This window comes from Silvanigrella paludirubra (genome assembly GCF_009208775.1).
Lineage (GTDB): Bacteria > Bdellovibrionota_B > Oligoflexia > Silvanigrellales > Silvanigrellaceae > Silvanigrella > Silvanigrella paludirubra.
Genome location: NZ_WFLM01000003.1, coordinates 172,213 through 190,771, shown reverse-complemented (window position 1 = coordinate 190,771; position 18,559 = coordinate 172,213). Strand labels below are relative to the sequence as shown.

Genomic DNA, 18,559 nt, shown 5'->3' with positions numbered 1-18,559 from the left:
TAATATATTTGTTAATTATTTGTATTGACAAGTAAACAAATCTTATTTATATAGACCCTTGATCCCAACGCGTCTTTTTTATAAATGCTCTAAATTAAATTATATAATAATTCATTAAATATCATACTTGAATATATATTAATTTAATAAATAACTGATAAGGAATGAATCATGCGTTCTAAATTTTCAGCTCGTTTTATTATAGCACCATTTGTATTATTTTTAGCATTAACAATGTATATTTCTGATGCGTCTTCAGAACAATTTAATGCGGGACCCAAAAAAATAAGAATTTGTACACTTGATGACTGCTAAAATTAACATTTAATAAATTAATTTTTTACTGAAACTTTTAAATATTTCAAAAATTTGATATAATTTCCTTAATATTTTTATAAATTAATTTTTTTATTAATTTTAAGGATAATTATGTTTTTCAATTTTATTAAAATTCCTACTTATATCTTTTTTATTTCGTTATTTCAAAATCAATTACTTGCCCAAAAAATAGTTTGGGAACAAATTCAAATACCTGCCGAGAAAACAAATTCGAACGGACTTGAATCTTTAATCATGTGGCCTGATACGAAAGGCAAGCATCCTTTAACCTTAATAACGCATGGTACCCCGAGAAATCACGAAGAAATTCCAAAAAGAACCGCAATGCTTTTTTTTGCTCAAGCAGTGGAGTTTGCAAGAAGAGGATTTGGGGTAGCGGTTGTTATGAGAAAAGGATTTGGTCATTCTGGTGGTGGGTTGTCAAGATATTTAAATGATTCGTGTACATCTCCGCCCTATTTACTAAGGACAAAAAAAGCTTCGAATGATTTAAAAGAGGCAATTTCATATTTATCTTCTATGCCTCAATTTGATACATCTAAAACAATTGTTATTGGTGTTTCCACGGGAGGGCTTGCTATTCTGGGTTTAACCGCTTTTCCTCCAGAGCCTAAAGATGCTGTTGTTGTTGCAGGAGTTAATTTTGCAGGCGGGAGTGGTTCTTACTCTAATGGACGTATATGTGGCCTAATGAATTAGCGAAAAAGTATCAAAGTTTTTTTCAAACCTATTTAGAAGATGCTCCTCATAAAGCTTTTGCAATATCAAAAAAGGGTGGATATGGAAGAAGTAACTCACAATACTCAAAAGAGATAGCAATACAAAAAGCAATAGATTTTTGCAACAAAAGTAGTAAATCAGAGTGTGAAGTTTATGATTCAGATTAAAATTATTTTTAAATAAACTGGGATTTTTGTTAATGAAACGTGATGAATATTTAAACAGACTTCAAAAAGCAATAAACTTTATTGAAAAAAATATAGATGAAGAAATAAAACTTTCTGATGTATCTAAAGAAGCCTTTAGTTCTTTGTCTCATTTTCATAGAATATTTTCATTTATGACAGGAATATCTTTAAAAGAATATATACGTAAAAGAAAACTTTCAATCGCTGCTGAAAAATTATTATTAAAAAAAACAAAAATTATAGATATTGCTTTTGAAGCTGGCTACCATACTCCTGAAAGTTTTCAAAGAGCCTTTAAAGAAATGTTTCTTTGTAATCCTTCCTATTTTAGGAAAAACCCATCTAGAAAAAAGTTATTTCCAGTATTAAAAATTGAAGAAATAATTAAAAAACAAAAAAATAAAACAATTGAAATTCCAAAATTATCCTATGTTCTATTAAATAGCTCAAAAATTTATGGATTAGAATTAAAAACATCATTAAAAAATAATAAATTAAAAAAAGATATTCCAAATTTTTACAAAAAATGTCTTAAAAATAATAATTTTAATATTATGATTCCATATATAAAATCAAATTATTTATATGGCCTTTATAAGGATATGACTGATGAAGAGGATTTTATTTATTTACTTGGCTATGAATGTTCTGAATTTTTAAATTTAGATTATAAAATTCAAATATTGCCAAAAGGAAAGTATGCGTGTTTTGAAGTTATAGGTGGAACTAAAAAATTAGCTAATGCATGGAAATATATTTATGGAATATGGTTTATTGAATCTGAACAAGAAAGGGATAAGGGTTTTGACTTTGAAATATACAGTGAAAATAAAACTGAGATTTTTATACCATTAAAAAATATCTAATTTTTATAAAAGAATAATTTATTATTTCTAAATATAGGATAATTAATATGTTTCAAAAAAAAACGATAAATAATGAACTTTATAAAAGCTTAGGAGATAAATGGTATCATGGAAATGATTATGTTGAACTCTTAAGATCGGAAGCAAAAACACGAAATCCTTGGATTATGCTTCAAATTGAAAAATATTTTAATAAAAATATTGAAATTCTTGATATAGGTTGCGGAGGAGGTTTATTATCCAATGATTTATCAAAAATTGGATATCATGTTTCAGGAATTGATATTCATGAAGAAGTTTTGCAGGTAGCTAGAAATTATGATCAATTTAAAAAAGTTAAATATATAAAAGCAGATGCATTAAATTTACCTTTTCCTGATGAAAGTTTTGATGTTGTTTGTGCAATGGATTTTTTAGAACATATTGAAGATTATCAACTTGCATTAAAAGAAGGAACTAGAGTGTTAAAGAAAAATGGTTTGTTTTTCTTCCATACCTTTAATAGAAATTTATTTTCTTCTCTTTTTGTTATTAAAGGTATGGAATGGTTTGTTAAGGGAACGCCAAAAAATCTTCATGTGGCTCATTTGTTTATAAAACCATCAGAATTATTGAGTTTTTTTTCTAAATTAAACTGCCAAAAAATAGAATTAAAAGGATTAAGTCCAAAAATATTTTCAAAATCTTTTTTTAACTTAATTCAGAATGGAGTTGTAGATAAAAATTTTACGTTTCAAATAAATTCATCGCTACTTACTGGTTATATTGGTTATGTCAAAAAAAATTAGTATATATTTAAATATATTTTTAATTTTCATAGGTTGAAATATTTTTTTGAATTTCAATATCTCTTACTTTTCCAATTTCAGTCCATAATTTTTCTGCAATATTTTTGTGTTCATTTATAAACTTATGACTAAAAATTAAAAAATAATCTTTTGAAATTACATCAGGATTTATTTTAACAATATTTTTTAGTTTTAGTTTTTTAATAAAGTAATCAACTGTAATAGATTGCCCTATACAGGATGAAATACGAGAAGAATCAAGTTTTTTAAGAAGAACTTCAGTTCCTTTGCTTTCTTCATAAGGTATTTGTAATTTTTTAAGAACATCAATAACTGCATAACCTCGATTTACACCTACTGCTTTATCTGAATTACTTAATTTCTTTCCATCCCATGTTATATTAGAGTCTTTTCTTTTATAAAAAGAATATATCATTGTGGCAACTCGTCTTTCATGATCAAGATCTTTTTTATTCATTGGAAAATATCCGTATTCTAATCTTTCTTCTAAAAAAGAAAAAATAAATGCACCATCTACTTCATTTTTTTTTAAAATATTAAAGACACGGTTAGTTGGTACACGAGAATAAATTACTTTGATATTTAAATTACTGGCAGCTTTTGAAATAATGTCTAAAGAAAGTCCTGCAGGATTAAAAACATGATCACCATTTCCTATTTGCCAAGGAGGAGCATCGTTATCTGGATAGCATAATTTTAATTCAAATTCTTTTGCAATAGAAAATAGTGGGAATAAAATAAAAATAAGTATTATAGAAATTCTACTTAAAACTTTTATAAACACTTCATATTCTCCAGAAAAATATTATTTTATAAATATAACAGATTTTTAATTATTTATTTAAAGTGATAAAAGAAAAATTATGACAAACTTATAGACTAAGATATTTATATTTAAAAATGAGTAAACAATAAAAAAACCCCCTTCTTAATCCTTTAAGAAGGGGGTCTAATATGGCGGAGAGAGAGGGATTCGAACCCCCGGTAGGCTCACACCTACAACGGTTTTCAAGACCGCCGCCTTAAGCCACTCGGCCATCTCTCCAAATAAAATCTTTTAATTAAAATTACTTTTTAGTAGCTGATTTCTTTGTTGTCTTAGAAGCTACTATTTTTGCTTTAATGCGTGCTTTTTTAGCAGCTTGAGCTTTTTTTCTTTTCATTTTAAAAGTACGACGGTTATCTTTCTTACCCATTTTAATCTCCTCATTTAGGTTGAGAAGGTTGTAACTTCTCTAATACAGAAGCTGACCTGTAACATGTGTATAAGAGCTTCGCAAGTTCTTTTAAAAAAAAATAAGTTTAACAAAGAGAATCGACTCTTTCTCTCATTTCTTGTCTATGATCAGAGACTTGCTGTTTTTCTATACTATCAAAAAGAGCCTTAAAATTACCTTCTCCAAAGCTATCATCGCCTTCTCTTTGAATAATTTCATAGAAAAAAGGTCCCGCATTCTTGTTATTCAATTGAACACACTGCTCTTTCATAAATATTTGAAGCAGATATTTGCCGTTAGAACCATCTAATAATATGTTGTTTTTTCTAACAATATCATATGGTTCATTTATTTTTTGTAGGTTCATTTGTTTCATGCGTTCAGGTAATTGCTCATAGTATTTATCTGATGCTTCAAGAAAAACGGTTCCTCTTTCTCTAAGTTTTTCAACGGTTTGTATGATATTTTTTGTTCCAAAAGCGATATGTTGAATACCCGATCCTCTGTTGTCTTCAACATAAATTTGAATTTGAGAGTTATTAAAATAGGGGGCTAGGGGTTGATTGGTTGCAAATTTAATGCCGCTTTCTTTATCCCACATCACAATACTTTCTAACCCAGATCCTGTACCTAATTCTGGTTTATGATGAGCTGTATGGAATTCAACCCCCCAGTACTGCTCAAACCCCATACAGTGCCTATAAAACTCTGTTATAGCGTGCATGGAGCGCCCATTACAAGTAACGTGATCTATACCCAGATCTAAACCAATATCATTTAATTTTGTTTTATTATTTTTATTTGTCCATTCAAAACCTGGGGCAAATTGATCAAAATTATTTTCCTCTATAAAACGAAATCCAACATCATCTATAGCTGTTGCAATAGATGTTTCTCTCCAAGAACCATCATGAGGAGATGTATGACTTTCGATATCATATAGGATGGAAGCTTTTTTATCTAATAGAAATTCAGCTGTATTTTTTATATTTTTAACTCTGAAATTTAAATATGCAATTCCATCTGGATGATTTGTTAAATATCTACCTGCAGTGGATGATTTTTCTATTGGCTCAGTAATTATCCATCCAAGTTTTCCTGCCCCTAAAAGGACAATAGCACGCATTCCATGACGTTTTTCCCAATTTGTTGTTGATTTAGCAATTTCTTCGAAACCAAATTTTTCTTTATGCCAATGCACGCAGGTTTTAATATCGCGTGTAAAATATTGAATAGAATGATAACCAATAAGACCAAGTGATTTATTTTCATTTTTCATAGCGGTACCTCCTGATTAAATATCAAGAGATATTGGATCAATTTTTTTTTAAAGTAAAGAATTTGTTTATTTAATGATTAGTAATAATAATTAATTTATTTTTTTATCTTTAATTTCTTTGCTAAAGTGACATGAAACATGATGTGGATTTTCTGTTGTTCCCAAATTTTTTAAATTAGGAACTTCATTTGTACATATTTCTTTTGCAAAAGGGCATCTTGTATGAAATCGACAACCGCTTGGTGGATTGATAGGGCTTGGAATATCACCTTGTAATACCTGTCGCTCTCTTTTTTCTACAATGTTATGCCTTGGAATACTGGATATTAAAGCTTGTGTATAAGGATGCAAAGGATTTTTATATAAGTTTTCAGATGAAGTATATTCTACTATTTTTCCTAAATACATGACAGCAACATTATCTGAAATATGCTCTATTACAGATAAATCATGTGCAATAAATATATACGATAATTTATATTTATCACGAAGATCCATCATAAGATTTAATATTTGGCTTTGGATTGAAACATCTAAAGCACTTACAGGTTCATCGCATATAATAATTTTAGGATTTAAGGAAAGAGCACGAGCAATTCCTATTCTTTGCCTTTGTCCTCCAGAAAACTCATGTGGATATCTATCAATTGATTCTGGGCTTAAACCAACTTCTTTTAATAAAGAAACAATTTTATCAAGACGTTCATTTTTATTTTTGTATAAATTATGAATCTCAAAAGGTTCAGATAATATTTCTTTTATAGACATTCTAGGATTAAGGCTTGCAAAAGGATCTTGAAAAACAATTTGAAATTCTTTTCTAAGGGGGCGTAAGTCTTTTTGAGATATATTTGTAATATCTTTTCCTTCAAATATTATACTACCCGATGTCGGTTCGATTAAACGCAGAATTGTCCTTCCAAGAGTACTTTTTCCACATCCTGATTCACCAACAAGGCCTAATGTTTTTCCTTTTTCAAGCGTAAAAGTAACATCATCGACTGCATGTACTTTTGCAATTTGTTTACCTAAAATTCCACCATTAATAGGAAAATATTTTACCAAATTATTAATCTGTAAAATATAATCTGTAGACATATTATTTTATACCTCTTTAATAAAGGAACTTCTTTCAAAACGAATTCGAGGACCATAAACTCCATTTGGAGCTTTTTCGCCAGCTCCAATTACCATTACTACATAAGCATCTTTTGGAAGATTAAGTATTTTTTGAACTCTTTGTGCATCAAATCCTTCCATTGGGCATGAATCAAAGGAATGCGCTCTTAACGCTAACATAAGATTTTCTGCTGCAAGAGCACATGTTTTTGTTGCCCATAATACCATATCACTATTTGAAACAGGATTTCGAGGAGTAGGTGTTTTTAATCCTCTTATATATAAAATGGGTTTTTTTATAGTACCAATAATACTTAAAAATCCTTGTGTATAAGCTAAGGGAACAATTTTTTTATAATAATCTATTGCCGTTTTTGGAACTTTATCTCCTTGGCTTTCGAGTAAGTTCAACATTTTTTTTGCATTTTGTTTCCATGTGTTTGTTCTAGCAACACACACAATTAATTCAGCAGCTGTACTTGCTGCTGGTTGAGATAAGCATGCTTTGACTAATTCTTGTTTTTTGTCTTTACTGCGCACCCAATAAAACTCCCATGGTTGTAAATTAGAAGAGTTTGGGGCAAGTAAGGCAAGGTCTAAACATTCATTCATTATATTTTCAGGAATAGAAGTGTTTGTAAAAACACGGACACTTCTTCTTGAGGTAACAACTTTTTTAAATTCTTCAGGATTTATTTTTGGGTTTGCTTCTTCATAATTTTTAGTTGGGATGGTATTAAAAATATTTTTTGACATAATTTATTATTCCCTAAGCCTTAAAGCATGAGACTAGTTTTTCGTTTTTTAAAGTTTTTAATTCAGGTTCTATTATTTTACATTCATCTGAAACTAAAGAACATCTATCTTGAAAACGACAACCTTTAGGTAAATTTGATAAAGAGGGAACAATACCAGGTATGGTATTTAATCTGTGTTTTTTTTCACCTAATTTTGGGATTGAATTAAGCAATCCAATTGTATAGGGGTGTTTTGGGTTTTCAAATAATTCTTTTGTAGAAGATTTTTCCACTATTTTCCCAGCGTACATGACCACAACATCATCACAAGTTTCTGCAACAACCCCAAGATCATGTGTGATTAGAATTGTAGACATTCCTGTTTCTTTTTGTAAATTATTCATGAGCGCAAGAATTTGAGCTTGAATTGTCACATCTAAAGCTGTTGTTGGCTCATCTGCAATTAAAAGTGAAGGTTTACAAGCTAGAGCAATTGCTATCATCACTCTTTGTCGCATGCCACCTGATAATTGATGAGGATAATCATCAATTCTTTTTTCTGGTGATGGAATTCTTACAAGTTTAAGCATTTCAATAGAGAGATCTCGAGCTTCTTTTCGAGTAGCTCTTTTATGCAAAGTAAAAACCTCTGCAATTTGATTTCCAATTGTATAAACAGGATTTAAACTTGTCATAGGTTCTTGAAAAATCATTGAAATTTTATTACCGCGAACAGATCTCATTTCTTTTTCAGATAATGTTAATAAATTTTTATTTTCAAAAATAATATTTCCAGAAACTATTTTACCAGGAGGATTTGGAATTAATCTCATTAAAGATAAACTTGTTACACTTTTTCCACATCCAGATTCGCCAACAATTCCTAAGGTTTTCCCTTTTTTTACAGTAAAGGAACAATTATCAACAGCATTAATTTCGCGTCCTGATACTTTAAAACTTGTTACCAAATTTTCAACTGCCAGAACGGTTTCGTCTTTCACTTTAAAACTCCGATTAGATTTTAAATTTTTTTACCCAAGCCTATTTCCCTTAACCTTTGTAACAAAAATTCATTTGCTAAGATAGGGGGGAATTTTGCTGATCTTGATGGAGAAACACATTTATCTAAAACATTGAGTTCGCAGTTTTCATATGCATGAACAAAAAATGGCAATGAGTATCGAGAAACGTTTTTGGCATTTATAGGATTCACAACTCGATGGGTAGTGGAGGGTATAATTTCATTTGTAATTCTTGATAACATGTCACCTGAATCAACTATCATTTGACCCTTTTGGCTTTGGATTTCAAGCCATTTTCCTTGTCGAGTTAATATTTCAAGCCCTCCTTCTGTTGCTTCACAAAGTATCGTAATTAAATTGATATCTTCATGAGCAGCAGCACGAATTGCTCCCGAATTAAATTGATCGCCTGTTACAGGAGGATAATGCAATGCTCTTAAAACAGTGTTTCCATCTTTTGCCATATTAGAAAGTGTATTTTTTGGAATTCCTAAATACTCTGAAATAGCAGAAAGTAACACAAGAGATATTTTGTCTAATGAAGAATATAATGTTGTTAATTTATCTTTAAAATTTGGTAATTCTTTTACAGGCCAAATATTTTTTGCACTTTTTAATTCAAGGTCTTTGTTTTCATAAAACTCTCTTCCAATATGCCAAAATTCTTTTAAATCGCCTTTATCGTTATTTTTAGCATGTTCTAGTCCAAAACTTACATAACCTCTTTGGCCTAATCCACCTTCTTCAATATAATTTGATTTAATATTTTTTGGTAAATCAAATAATTGAATAATTTGATCATAACAATCTTGAATTAATTTATTTGGAACTTCATGACCTTCAATGATAACAAAACCAAATTCTTGAATTGCTTTGCCAAATATTTTTATAAACTCATTTTTTTCTTTAAGAGAGCCTTCGGTATATTGTTTTATATTTGTTATTGGAACCTTGTTCATGAATATTAATCTCCAATATTATCAAAAATACTTAATAATTTTTCTACTAAGTCTCGTTTTCTTCTTGCTTTAGGACCAATTAAAACAAATCCTCTTCTAGCAGAACCAAAGACTTTTTTTGCGGTATGTAAAATTTGTTCTTGAGTTATAGATTTAACAATATCTATTTCATCATCAACAGATAAATTAGAGTTCATAAAATAAGAAGAGACTTCTCTGTTTAATAAACGAGATGGTGTTTCTTTAATTTGCTTTAAATCAAAACAATATCTAAATTTAATGTGCTCTATTTCCTCTTTAAGAGGATATTCTGAAATTACTGTTTTTAATTCACTAGCTAATTTTTCGAGTAATTCATTTAATCGATCTTCAGAAACAGTAGCGTCTATACTAAAGGTTCCTATCTCATTAAAAAATTGAGTGTCACAACTAATATCATAGACTAATCCATGTTTTTCTCTAATATTTGCTGGTAACCTTGTGCAAATACCATCATCAAGAATTCTTTGTAAAAAGGTAATTAAAACAATATCTCTTGATAGTCCGCCTATTGTAGGAAATATCATTTTTACAGCAAATTGATTATCAGGATTATTTTGTAAACATAATGCATTTTGGGGTTTTCTTAATTTAGATAGAGAGGGTATAGTATTTTCAGCCGTAACTCTATTTGGGTTAGATTGTTTTGTATGCTCCCAAAAGTTTCCAAAATAAGTTTCAAGTGTTTTAATTGTTTCAATTTCAGAATAAGAAGTATTTATTGTTATTATACAACGCTCAGGTATATAAAAATTTCTTCTTTTTTCGGATAATTCTTTTTCCGATATTTTTTTGACTACATCTTCATTACCAATTATTGGATTTCCTAATGGATGATTTGAAAATAATGTAGACATAGATAAAGATTCTGTATCAATACTATCCCCAGATTCATTAAAATCAGATGCCATTTCTTGCAAAATAACAGAACGTTCAATTTCTAAATCAGCATAATTAGGATGCAAAAAGAAATCAGAAAAACATTCAATTGCTTCAATTGTTTTTTCAGAATCACCTTTTAACCAATAAGTTGTATGTTCTATCCCAGTCATTGCGTTTGTTTCACTACCAAAAGATTCCATAGCTTTTGAAAGCGAAAGTGAATTCGGATATTTTTTAGAACCACGGAACATCATATGCTCTAAAAAATGGGATACACCATTATTTTCTTCAGACTCATCCCTAGCACCCGTATTTATATGAATAGATAATTCAAATGAAACGGAATCGGGCGTGTGACAATATAATACGCGCAATCCATTTTTTAAAGTATGTTTACTTATTGAAAAAAATTTCATTTTAATTCTTTCTGTTCAGAACGAAATACGTTATTTCACGAAGTGCTTCTAGTGCATGAATTTGTTCTGTATTTAATTTTAATTCTTTTTCTATTTTATTAAGAGCATCTCTTGCTTTTTTTGAATATTCTTCAGCTGTTTTATATGATTTTTCTAATCCTTCTGTTTCAATAACATAGCTCAAAAGAATTTGTTTATTTTGCTCTGAGGTTTCACCTGTTTCAATAATTGAATTCACTAGCTCAATTAATTTAGTTTTAGAATTGTGCTGAGAGTTTATAGAGTAAATTAGCGGTAATGTAATTTTACCTTCAAGCAAATCGGTTAAAACTGGCTTCCCTAAGATAGATTGTTTTCCTTCATAGTCTAAGCAATCATCAAATATTTGAAATGCATAACCTAAATTTCTACCATATTCTGCAAAATAATTTGAAATTTGAGTGTTTGTTTCTTTAAGATAGCAAGGTGTTTTTGCACTTGCTTGAAAAAGAACTGCTGTTTTTCCTGCAATAACTCTTTCGTATTGATCTATTGTTGTATTTGGTTTCCACAAAAGCTCTAATTGAAAAAGTTCACTTTCACTCATAAATCGAATACATTCAGCAAAATCATCTATTAATTCTAAACTCTTTGTTTTAACCATGAGTCTACATGCTGCTGAATAAATAAGATCACCAGACAAAACTGCGGTTTCATCTCCCCAAACAGAATTAACAGTTGGTTTATTTCTTCTTAATGTTGAGTTATCAATAACGTCATCATGTAATAAACTAGCTGTATGAATATATTCACATACAGAAGCTATTGGAAATTTATTTTCTCCATTATAACCAATTAATTTAGAGCATAAAAGAAAAATAGCAGGTCTTATTCTTTTTCCACCTGAAGAAAAAATATGGGATAAAACTTGATTAGTAGGCTCATTTGGAGTTAGTAAATACTCAACAAGTTTTTTTTCTAAAGAAATAAGTTCATCAGATATTGGATCGTAAAATTTAGGTATCATATTTAATCTTCTTTAATAAAGTTAAAATTATTTAAATCAATTTATTTATGCATTTTTTAAAGATGCTTTTTTAATTTTTTGAATAGCTTCTGAGTAATTTTCAAAATTAAATACAGCACCACCTGCGACTACAATATCTGTACCTAATTGTTTCAATGTCATAACATTTTCTGCATTTACCCCACCATCAACCATAATTTCAAAATTTAAGTTATTTTCTTTTCTAAATTTTGAAAGTTCATGAATTTTTTTATGAACTATAGGTATGTGAGATTGTCTTGAAAAACCAGGATTAACAGACATAATTGTTACTTGATCAAGAATAGGAAGTAAATATTCAATTGTATTCCAATGGGTTGATGGATTTAAAGCAATACCAGCTTTTTTTCCTGCATCTTTTATTTTCATACAAATGCGATGTGGGTGTAATGATACTTCTTGATGAAAAGATAAAACGTCTGCCCCTGCATCTAAATAATCTTGAAATACATGATCTGGGTTTGTTACCATAATATGCACATCAATAGGCATTTTTGTTATTTTTCTCATTTGCTCAATAAATGGAACACCAATGGTTAATAGTGGTACAAAATGACCATCCATTACATCAAAATGAATACTATCTGCGCCACTAGACTCGAGTTTTTTAACTTCTTCTTCCAATTTCATCAGATTAGCAGCTGCAATAGAGGGAGAAACTTTGATTTCTTTTTTCATTTTGTAACCTTATTCAATAATAAAATTCTATATAGGATTAACATAAGTATGTATTAATGTTTTTTCACCTACACTACTTCTTTCAAATTTAATTTTTAGTCTATAACCTTGAGAACTTTTTTCTATTTCTCGAATGATGCCTTCACCAAATACTTTATGATTTACTCTTTGTCCTTTTCTCCAGGTAGGAGTGTCTTCATTTGAGTGATTTGTTTCTTTTTGAAGAAGATCGTCACCTTTAAATATTCGAGGTTTATCTATAAATTTATTTTCAGCATTTATTTTACCAAATTCTTTTTTTACATTTTTATTAATAGTATCAATTTGATCTATAAATTCAAAAGGAATTTCAGAAATAAATCTGCTTTCTTGAGCGGGTAAAAAATCTTTGTATCTATTTCTTTTGCAATTAGTAATTGTTAACTTATTTTTTGCTCTAGTAATAGCAACATACATTAAGCGACGCTCTTCTTCAATTGCTTCAGGAGAATCTAGAGAGTTTTGATGTGGAAGAACTCCTTCTTCTAGTCCTGCAATAATGACATTTGGAAACTCTAAACCTTTTGCAGAGTGTATTGTCATTAATGTAATTGCATTTGCAGTACCTTGTTGAACATTTACAACTGTTGGTTCAATAGTAAGCATTGCCTGTTCAATAAAACGAGATAATTTTTCTATTCCTGTAAAAGGTTTTTCATTTTGAATAAATTCTTCATCATATTCAAAATTTTCAAATTCAATAATCGCGTTTCTTAACTCAATAACGTTAAGCCATCTTTCATCAAAATCTTCAGGATGTGTTGTTTTTAAATAAGCTTCAAATTTAATATCTGAAATTATGTCTGCTAAAATTTGAGAGGGCTTATTATGTTCATTTATATTATTTCGCCATTTTTGGTAGCTCATAATAAATTCTTTTATTCCTGAAATAGATCTCGATATTTCGTTTTCAATAGTTCCATATACAATTTCTGTCATTGTTTTTAATAGTGTTTCATTTCTACTTAAGGAAAGATCTTTTAAATTTTGTAAAGCTTTATCTCCAAAACCACGTCTAGGAGTATTTATTACTTTTTGAAAGGACGCTTCATCTGTTGGATTTATAATTAATTTTAAATAAGCAAGCAGAATTTTAATTTCGGCACGTTCATAAAAACGAACAGAGCCATAAATAATATATGGCATCATGCGTCTTCTAAGTTCGTCTTCTAAAGAACGGCTTTGCGCATTTGTTCTATATAAAATACAAAAATCGGAAAATTTTTCATCATTTTGAATGGCAGAATATATTTCATTAGCAATAAAACGAGATTCAGAATAAGAATCATCACAGGATTTAAACTTAATTTTTGAACCATTTGTTTTTTGAGTAAAAATAGATTTATCGGCTCTTTTATAATTATTTTTAATTACTCCTGTAGCTGCGCCAATAATGGTATTTGAACTTCTATAGTTTTCTTCAAGTTTATAAACTTTTGTATTTTCATTTTCTTTATCAAAATTTAAAATAAAAGAAGGCTCAGCCCCTCGCCAAGAATAAATACTTTGATCATCGTCACCAACAATAAATAAATTTTTAGTTTTTGAGCTTAAAATACGAATTAATTTAAATTGTATTGGATTTGTGTCTTGAAATTCATCAATTAAAAAGTAGCGAAAACGATTTTGTAATGAAGCTAGAACATTTGGGTTGTTTTCTAATAATTTATACATAATTAATAATAAATCATTAAAATCCATTGCATTTTGTTGCTTCATTTGTCTTTGGTATAGTTCATAAACTTTTTGTATAAGTTCAGGATCGTAATGTTCACCAAAATTTCTAAGCTGGTTTCTTTCTTCTTTTATCGTATAATCTTTATTATTTTTTATTTCTTGTAAATATTCTTCAGGAGTATGTCCTTGATTTTTAATTTTATCAATTTTAGATTTAACAGTATTTAATGAAAGAAGTTTATCTGGAACATTTAATTGTTTTAAAATATCTTTTAATAAACTTTTTTGATCATTATCGTCATATATTGTAAAACCAGGTTGATAGCCGGCTTCATGAGAATAAATTCGAAGAAATCTTGCACAAAAAGCGTGAAAAGTTGAAACAATAATGTTTTTTGATTTTTGTCCACCGATATAGCTTTCAATTCTTTCTTTCATTTCTTTAGCGGCTTTATTTGTAAAAGTTACTGCTAAAATGGAAGATGGAGGAACGCCTTGTTCTGTTATTAACCAGCCAATTCTTGAGCAAATTACTCTTGTTTTTCCACTACCTGCACCAGCATAAACAACTGCAGGACCATCTTTGTGTGTGCATGCATCATATTGGGCTTTATTTAAAAGAGTGAGATCAGGAGTCCCTGTTTGATTATGCATAATTGAAATTATCCTTTTATAAATGCAGAGCAAGATGTTACTTTATTTTTTTTTCTTTTTAGATTTTTTCTTATTACGCTTTGGGGTAACATTTTTATTACTCTCATTTTTACTATTAATATTTTTTCTTTTCAGATTTTTAATAGCCGCAAGGCCAGAAGAACCAATAGCTAATCTTCTTATTTTTTTTAAATATTGTTCCTCTAATGCAGCAGCTCTCGATTTATGAAGTAAATTAGAATAAAGAGGGTTGTTTTCAATATTTGAAGTCAAAAATACATGTTGGTGTTCTTGATCAAATCCCTTTTTCTTAAAAAATTGAACTGCTCTATTATTGCTTGGATCTGTATCAGCCATTATAATACGAACACCTTCATTTTCTACAAATGCTTCAACTACTTTATCAATAAGTTTGCTTGCTACACCTTCTCTTTGCCAATTTGGGTGTGCACATAACCAAACAATATATCCATAGCTCCAGGCGGTTCCTGGTTTAGACATTACTGTTCCTAAAACAAAGCCAACAATACGTTCATCTTCAGGATCTTCACCTTTTTGAAAATCATCATTTTCTGCAACAAGGCAATAATCACCATCTGTATTAAACATACTTGTGACTTCATATTCATCCCAGCCTCTGTATAACATTGGCCATAAATCTGCTCTAAAGCATGTTTCACCTAAGTTATAAGCTTCAGCTAAATCTTGGATTTCCATTTCGCGAATAGAAAAGCTGCGTTTAGAATCAAGATTTTTCTTTTCTTCCTTACTTTCTTCTTTTTCTCTTTTTTCTTTCACTGTCATAAAAACCCTTTTTTAACTAAATAAGCCTATTTAGCTATAACGTAAGGAGAGCAAAACACAAAATTTGGTCCCATTTCAATGTTAATTTTACCATCATTTGAATTTAGAAGATCACCATCTAACGAATAAAGAGTGCTATCATTGCAAGTTAATATAGCTTTTTTGAATTTTACAGAGTGAACTTTTGAAAAATTATAAATATCTCCGCCTAAAAAAGCCTTCATAGCTCCTTTTATAAGTTTTCTTCCTTTTTCAGAAATAGCCATCATTTCTGCAAAATTATCGCCCAATTCTACTTTTTTAAAAAAATGTGAGGTAAGTGGAAGTTTTTGAACTGTTGAAGCAAATACTAAACTAAATTCATCAGGTGTGTTATGAAGTTTGTGGATAGACTGCCAAATTGGAGAAGGTGATGTTTCTATTTTCATATTTTGCTGTTTAACTAATCGTGGAAATTCCCCATTTATTTTACCTTTTAAAAGGCCGTCAGCAATATATCCAGCTATTTTGAGAGCGGCTCCAAATGAGTTTGTTTTATCTTTATAAAACTCTTCAAGAAAAGCTGTGGCTACTCCGTTTGCAAAGATAAATCCAATTCGCCCATTGACATACAAGGTACTCAGAATAGCTTCATTCATGATTTGTTTTGTGTTGATGAGTTTTAATGTATCTTCTAGGCAAGTCAGAGCTTCTGTTTTTATGCCTAAATTTTTAGCTAAAAAATTGATTGTTCCGCCTTTTAGGATAAGAATTTTTGGAAGATTATTAGGCCCATAAGCTTTTAATATGGCTGAAAGTGTTAAACTAATGCTTCCATCACCGCCAACAATTCCAACAAGATTTATTTTTCTTGCACTAAATTCTTGGCAAACTTGATTTAGTTGTTCAATAGATCGAGTGACTTCAAGTTGCCCATAATTGGCCAAAGTATACCAGAGGCGCGTATTGTACTCAGGATTATGTTTGATAATTTTTGCAAAAGGGTTGGAAATGATTCCGACTCTGAGCATTGTGGATTCCTTTTCAGGGAGTAAGCCCTATGACTCGTAAGAAAGAGATTGTGATAACTGACGAAGAAAAGCAAACAGATGATTCAAATAAAACAAATAAAAAATCTTTTGTTCGAGTTTCTGGACAGAGCAAACAGAAATTAAAAAACAACAATATAAAAACAAATCTGAACTCCAAATCAAAAAAAACAGATCTACTTGATGCAGAAGTTTTAGATGAAGATGATTATACAGAAGAATCTTCAAAAGAACGACAAGATATAATAGATATAGATAATTATAAAGACTCTGAAACCGAAGTTATTTTAGATGACAGCGATATACTTCCTGCCCTTCGTGAAGAAGAGTCCGATGAAGATGATGATGTTGACCTTGATGATACAATTGAAATTGGTGCTAAAGAAAATGGTTTAATAACTACAAACGCTTTACAAAAATATCTTGCCGAACTTCGTAAATATTCCTTAATGACAAGAGAGCAAGAAAAAGAAGTCGCAATAAAAGCTTATGAAGAGCATGATATTGAATCAAGAAATCGTCTTGTTACCTCTAATTTAAGACTTGTAGTGAAAATAGCTATGGAATATAGAAGAGCTTATTCACAAATATTAGATTTAATACAAGAAGGTAATGCAGGTTTAGTTCAAGCTGTAAATCGTTTTAATCCTTATAGAGGTGTTAAGTTATCAACATATAGTGCATGGTGGATTAGAGCTTATATTTTAAAATTTTTAATGGACAATAAAAGTCTTGTAAGAATGGGAACTACCGATGCTCAAAGAAAATTATTTTTCAGACTTAGAGGCGAAGCTGAAAAATTATATGCTTTAACTCAAAAATTTGATGCTAATTTGTTAGCTGAAAAAATTGGTGTACAACCACAAGATGTTGTTGAAATGCAACAACGATTAACTAAAAATGATGTTTCTTTAGATACTCCTGTTGGTGAAGATAATGATACAAGACAAGTTGATTTGTTATTTTCTGATTCCGAAGAAGCTGATGTTACTTATGAAAAAGAGCAACTATTAAAAATATTACGAAAAGAAGTTTCATTTATTGAAAAAGAATTAAATGAAAGAGATGCATATATTTTTCACAATAGAATTATGTCTGATGACCCTATTACTCTTCAAGATGTTGGTGATAAATATGGTATTACTAGAGAAAGAGCAAGGCAGCTTGAAGCACGAGTTATAAAAAAAATTAAAGATAGAATTATTGCAGCAGGAATAAATCGGTGAAAATATTTTTTATTTATATTTTTGTTTTTTTTAATTTTATAATTATTTCAAAAGCATCAGCAAATAAAAATCAAAAAATTGTTTCATTAGCACCTAATCTTACAGAAATTGTATATGCACTTGGACTTGGCAATCAATTAGTTGGAAATACAATTTTATGTGACTATCCAGAACAAGCAAAAAAAGTATATAAAGTAGGTAATTTTAATAATCCAAATATGGAAAGAATCATTTCTTCAGGAACAAATATTATTTTAGCAACTGAAGGTAATCCAATGGAAAAATTAAATGCTCTAAAAACAAAAGGAATAAAAATAGTTCAAGTAAAACCTCAAAAAGCTACCGATATACCAATAATAATTCAAACTATTGCGAATAACCTAGGAGTAACAGAAAAAGGAAAAGAGCTATCTAGTAGTATTGAAAAATCTTTGCAAAAAATTTCAAATGGTAAGAAAAAAAATAAATCATTTTTACTGATATTACAATTTAATCCTATTTATTCCGTAAGTGAAGAAACTTGGCTAGGTGAATTATTTAAACTATCAGGACTTAAAAATATTGTTGGAAAAAGTGTAATTAAGTATCCTATAATTTCAAATGAATTTTTATTAAAAAACAGACCAGATTTGATTTTAGTAGGTGGTATTGAAGGTAAAACTAAACAGGAAAGTTTAGAAATACAAAAACAAAAAATCCAACAAATTTATGGAGAAGATACTAAAAAAATTGATATAGAAATATTACCTAAAGATGTTCTAGTAAGACCAGGACCTCGAATTGTTGAAGGAATTCATTTTATTGAAAGTATATAAC

At 29.3% G+C, this 18,559-nt stretch carries 20 protein-coding genes and 1 tRNA gene; 7 read left to right on the top strand and 14 right to left on the bottom strand.

Features of this window, described 5'->3' with window-relative positions; translation table 11 throughout:
* The first annotated feature begins 171 nt into the window (after nucleotides 1–171).
* The 5 genes from GCL60_RS08420 (at nucleotide 172) to ubiG (ending at nucleotide 2,901) form a co-directional block, all read left to right on the top strand.
* The gene (locus GCL60_RS08420; RefSeq protein WP_153420176.1) at nucleotides 172–315 is read left to right on the top strand and encodes a hypothetical protein; all 144 of its coding nucleotides are present in this window, start codon (nucleotides 172–174) and stop codon (nucleotides 313–315) included.
* Nucleotides 316–429: 114 nt separating this feature from the next.
* Complete coding sequence (locus GCL60_RS08415; protein ID WP_153420174.1) at nucleotides 430–1,038, top strand: alpha/beta hydrolase family protein; 609 nt, start codon at nucleotides 430–432, stop codon at nucleotides 1,036–1,038.
* Nucleotides 1,020–1,226: a hypothetical protein gene (locus GCL60_RS08410; protein WP_153420172.1), complete on the top strand. Its 207-nt coding sequence runs from the start codon at nucleotides 1,020–1,022 to the stop codon at nucleotides 1,224–1,226. Before GCL60_RS08415 ends, GCL60_RS08410 begins: the two co-directional genes overlap by 19 nt.
* Before the next feature lie 32 nt (nucleotides 1,227–1,258).
* Nucleotides 1,259–2,113 (top strand): AraC family transcriptional regulator, encoded by an 855-nt coding sequence (locus tag GCL60_RS08405; protein WP_153420170.1) that lies wholly within the window; start codon nucleotides 1,259–1,261, stop codon nucleotides 2,111–2,113.
* Between the two features lie 47 nt (nucleotides 2,114–2,160).
* Nucleotides 2,161–2,901: a bifunctional 2-polyprenyl-6-hydroxyphenol methylase/3-demethylubiquinol 3-O-methyltransferase UbiG gene (gene ubiG / locus GCL60_RS08400; protein ID WP_153420169.1), complete on the top strand. Its 741-nt coding sequence runs from the start codon at nucleotides 2,161–2,163 to the stop codon at nucleotides 2,899–2,901.
* A 19-nt stretch (nucleotides 2,902–2,920) separates the two neighbouring features.
* Here ubiG and GCL60_RS08395 read toward each other — a convergent pair whose 3' ends face one another.
* The 14 genes from GCL60_RS08395 to GCL60_RS08335 form a co-directional block, all read right to left on the bottom strand.
* Nucleotides 2,921–3,706, bottom strand: coding sequence for a type 2 periplasmic-binding domain-containing protein (locus GCL60_RS08395; protein ID WP_153420166.1), 786 nt, complete (start codon nucleotides 3,704–3,706; stop codon nucleotides 2,921–2,923).
* A 171-nt stretch (nucleotides 3,707–3,877) separates the two neighbouring features.
* A tRNA-Ser gene (locus tag GCL60_RS08390) sits at nucleotides 3,878–3,967 on the bottom strand.
* A 22-nt stretch (nucleotides 3,968–3,989) separates the two neighbouring features.
* Complete coding sequence (locus tag GCL60_RS17460; RefSeq protein WP_272914816.1) at nucleotides 3,990–4,118, bottom strand: hypothetical protein; 129 nt, start codon at nucleotides 4,116–4,118, stop codon at nucleotides 3,990–3,992.
* A gap of 106 nt (nucleotides 4,119–4,224) precedes the next feature.
* Entirely contained in the window at nucleotides 4,225–5,418 is a 1,194-nt protein-coding gene (locus GCL60_RS08385) for a 4-hydroxyphenylpyruvate dioxygenase family protein (protein ID WP_153420165.1), read from the bottom strand.
* Between the two features lie 90 nt (nucleotides 5,419–5,508).
* Nucleotides 5,509–6,516, bottom strand: coding sequence for an ABC transporter ATP-binding protein (locus tag GCL60_RS08380; RefSeq protein ID WP_153420163.1), 1,008 nt, complete (start codon nucleotides 6,514–6,516; stop codon nucleotides 5,509–5,511).
* 6 nt (nucleotides 6,517–6,522) lie between these two features.
* Nucleotides 6,523–7,293 carry a nitroreductase family protein gene (locus GCL60_RS08375; protein WP_153420161.1) on the bottom strand — a complete coding sequence of 257 codons (771 nt, stop codon included), beginning with the start codon at nucleotides 7,291–7,293 and terminating at the stop codon, nucleotides 6,523–6,525.
* Between the two features lie 13 nt (nucleotides 7,294–7,306).
* Nucleotides 7,307–8,275: an ABC transporter ATP-binding protein gene (locus tag GCL60_RS08370; protein WP_153420158.1), complete on the bottom strand. Its 969-nt coding sequence runs from the start codon at nucleotides 8,273–8,275 to the stop codon at nucleotides 7,307–7,309.
* Between the two features lie 20 nt (nucleotides 8,276–8,295).
* Nucleotides 8,296–9,255: an isopenicillin N synthase family dioxygenase gene (locus tag GCL60_RS08365; RefSeq protein WP_153420157.1), complete on the bottom strand. Its 960-nt coding sequence runs from the start codon at nucleotides 9,253–9,255 to the stop codon at nucleotides 8,296–8,298.
* Between the two features lie 5 nt (nucleotides 9,256–9,260).
* Complete coding sequence (locus GCL60_RS08360; protein ID WP_153420155.1) at nucleotides 9,261–10,592, bottom strand: M16 family metallopeptidase; 1,332 nt, start codon at nucleotides 10,590–10,592, stop codon at nucleotides 9,261–9,263.
* 1 nt (nucleotide 10,593) lies between these two features.
* Nucleotides 10,594–11,598, bottom strand: coding sequence for a polyprenyl synthetase family protein (locus GCL60_RS08355; protein WP_153420153.1), 1,005 nt, complete (start codon nucleotides 11,596–11,598; stop codon nucleotides 10,594–10,596).
* Between the two features lie 45 nt (nucleotides 11,599–11,643).
* Nucleotides 11,644–12,315 carry a ribulose-phosphate 3-epimerase gene (gene rpe, locus GCL60_RS08350; RefSeq protein WP_202614013.1) on the bottom strand — a complete coding sequence of 224 codons (672 nt, stop codon included), beginning with the start codon at nucleotides 12,313–12,315 and terminating at the stop codon, nucleotides 11,644–11,646.
* A 27-nt stretch (nucleotides 12,316–12,342) separates the two neighbouring features.
* A complete protein-coding gene (locus tag GCL60_RS08345; RefSeq protein WP_153420151.1) occupies nucleotides 12,343–14,685 on the bottom strand; it encodes an ATP-dependent helicase in 2,343 nt (780 codons plus the stop codon).
* 42 nt (nucleotides 14,686–14,727) lie between these two features.
* Complete coding sequence (locus GCL60_RS08340) at nucleotides 14,728–15,489, bottom strand: GNAT family N-acetyltransferase (protein WP_153420149.1); 762 nt, start codon at nucleotides 15,487–15,489, stop codon at nucleotides 14,728–14,730.
* 26 nt (nucleotides 15,490–15,515) lie between these two features.
* Nucleotides 15,516–16,499, bottom strand: a complete 984-nt coding sequence (locus GCL60_RS08335; protein ID WP_153420147.1) for a diacylglycerol/lipid kinase family protein — start codon at nucleotides 16,497–16,499, stop codon at nucleotides 15,516–15,518.
* Nucleotides 16,500–16,528: 29 nt separating this feature from the next.
* Here GCL60_RS08335 and GCL60_RS08330 point away from each other — a divergent pair, with 29 nt between their 5' ends.
* Together GCL60_RS08330 and GCL60_RS08325 are read left to right on the top strand one after the other, a co-directional pair.
* The gene (locus GCL60_RS08330) at nucleotides 16,529–17,743 is read left to right on the top strand and encodes an RNA polymerase factor sigma-32 (RefSeq protein ID WP_153420146.1); all 1,215 of its coding nucleotides are present in this window, start codon (nucleotides 16,529–16,531) and stop codon (nucleotides 17,741–17,743) included.
* Nucleotides 17,740–18,558: a helical backbone metal receptor gene (locus GCL60_RS08325; RefSeq protein ID WP_153420143.1), complete on the top strand. Its 819-nt coding sequence runs from the start codon at nucleotides 17,740–17,742 to the stop codon at nucleotides 18,556–18,558. The genes GCL60_RS08330 and GCL60_RS08325 overlap by 4 nt, the downstream gene beginning before the upstream one ends.
* The last annotated feature ends 1 nt before the right edge of the window (nucleotide 18,559 follow it).

What these genes read in the sequence shown, in the direction of transcription:
- rpe (WP_202614013.1), bottom strand. Translation starts at nt 12,315, where the DNA reads ATGAAAAAAGAAATCAAAGTTTCTCCCTCTATTGCAGCTGCTAATCTG.
- GCL60_RS08420 (WP_153420176.1), top strand. Translation starts at nt 172, where the DNA reads ATGCGTTCTAAATTTTCAGCTCGTTTTATTATAGCACCATTTGTATTA.
- GCL60_RS08355 (WP_153420153.1), bottom strand. Translation starts at nt 11,598, where the DNA reads ATGATACCTAAATTTTACGATCCAATATCTGATGAACTTATTTCTTTA.
- GCL60_RS08380 (WP_153420163.1), bottom strand. Translation starts at nt 6,516, where the DNA reads ATGTCTACAGATTATATTTTACAGATTAATAATTTGGTAAAATATTTT.
- GCL60_RS08345 (WP_153420151.1), bottom strand. Translation starts at nt 14,685, where the DNA reads ATGCATAATCAAACAGGGACTCCTGATCTCACTCTTTTAAATAAAGCC.
- GCL60_RS08340 (WP_153420149.1), bottom strand. Translation starts at nt 15,489, where the DNA reads ATGACAGTGAAAGAAAAAAGAGAAAAAGAAGAAAGTAAGGAAGAAAAG.
- GCL60_RS17460 (WP_272914816.1), bottom strand. Translation starts at nt 4,118, where the DNA reads ATGGGTAAGAAAGATAACCGTCGTACTTTTAAAATGAAAAGAAAAAAA.
- GCL60_RS08415 (WP_153420174.1), top strand. Translation starts at nt 430, where the DNA reads ATGTTTTTCAATTTTATTAAAATTCCTACTTATATCTTTTTTATTTCG.
- GCL60_RS08385 (WP_153420165.1), bottom strand. Translation starts at nt 5,418, where the DNA reads ATGAAAAATGAAAATAAATCACTTGGTCTTATTGGTTATCATTCTATT.
- GCL60_RS08410 (WP_153420172.1), top strand. Translation starts at nt 1,020, where the DNA reads ATGTGGCCTAATGAATTAGCGAAAAAGTATCAAAGTTTTTTTCAAACC.
- ubiG (WP_153420169.1), top strand. Translation starts at nt 2,161, where the DNA reads ATGTTTCAAAAAAAAACGATAAATAATGAACTTTATAAAAGCTTAGGA.
- GCL60_RS08330 (WP_153420146.1), top strand. Translation starts at nt 16,529, where the DNA reads ATGACTCGTAAGAAAGAGATTGTGATAACTGACGAAGAAAAGCAAACA.
- GCL60_RS08335 (WP_153420147.1), bottom strand. Translation starts at nt 16,499, where the DNA reads ATGCTCAGAGTCGGAATCATTTCCAACCCTTTTGCAAAAATTATCAAA.
- GCL60_RS08360 (WP_153420155.1), bottom strand. Translation starts at nt 10,592, where the DNA reads ATGAAATTTTTTTCAATAAGTAAACATACTTTAAAAAATGGATTGCGC.
- GCL60_RS08365 (WP_153420157.1), bottom strand. Translation starts at nt 9,255, where the DNA reads ATGAACAAGGTTCCAATAACAAATATAAAACAATATACCGAAGGCTCT.
- GCL60_RS08405 (WP_153420170.1), top strand. Translation starts at nt 1,259, where the DNA reads ATGAAACGTGATGAATATTTAAACAGACTTCAAAAAGCAATAAACTTT.
- GCL60_RS08375 (WP_153420161.1), bottom strand. Translation starts at nt 7,293, where the DNA reads ATGTCAAAAAATATTTTTAATACCATCCCAACTAAAAATTATGAAGAA.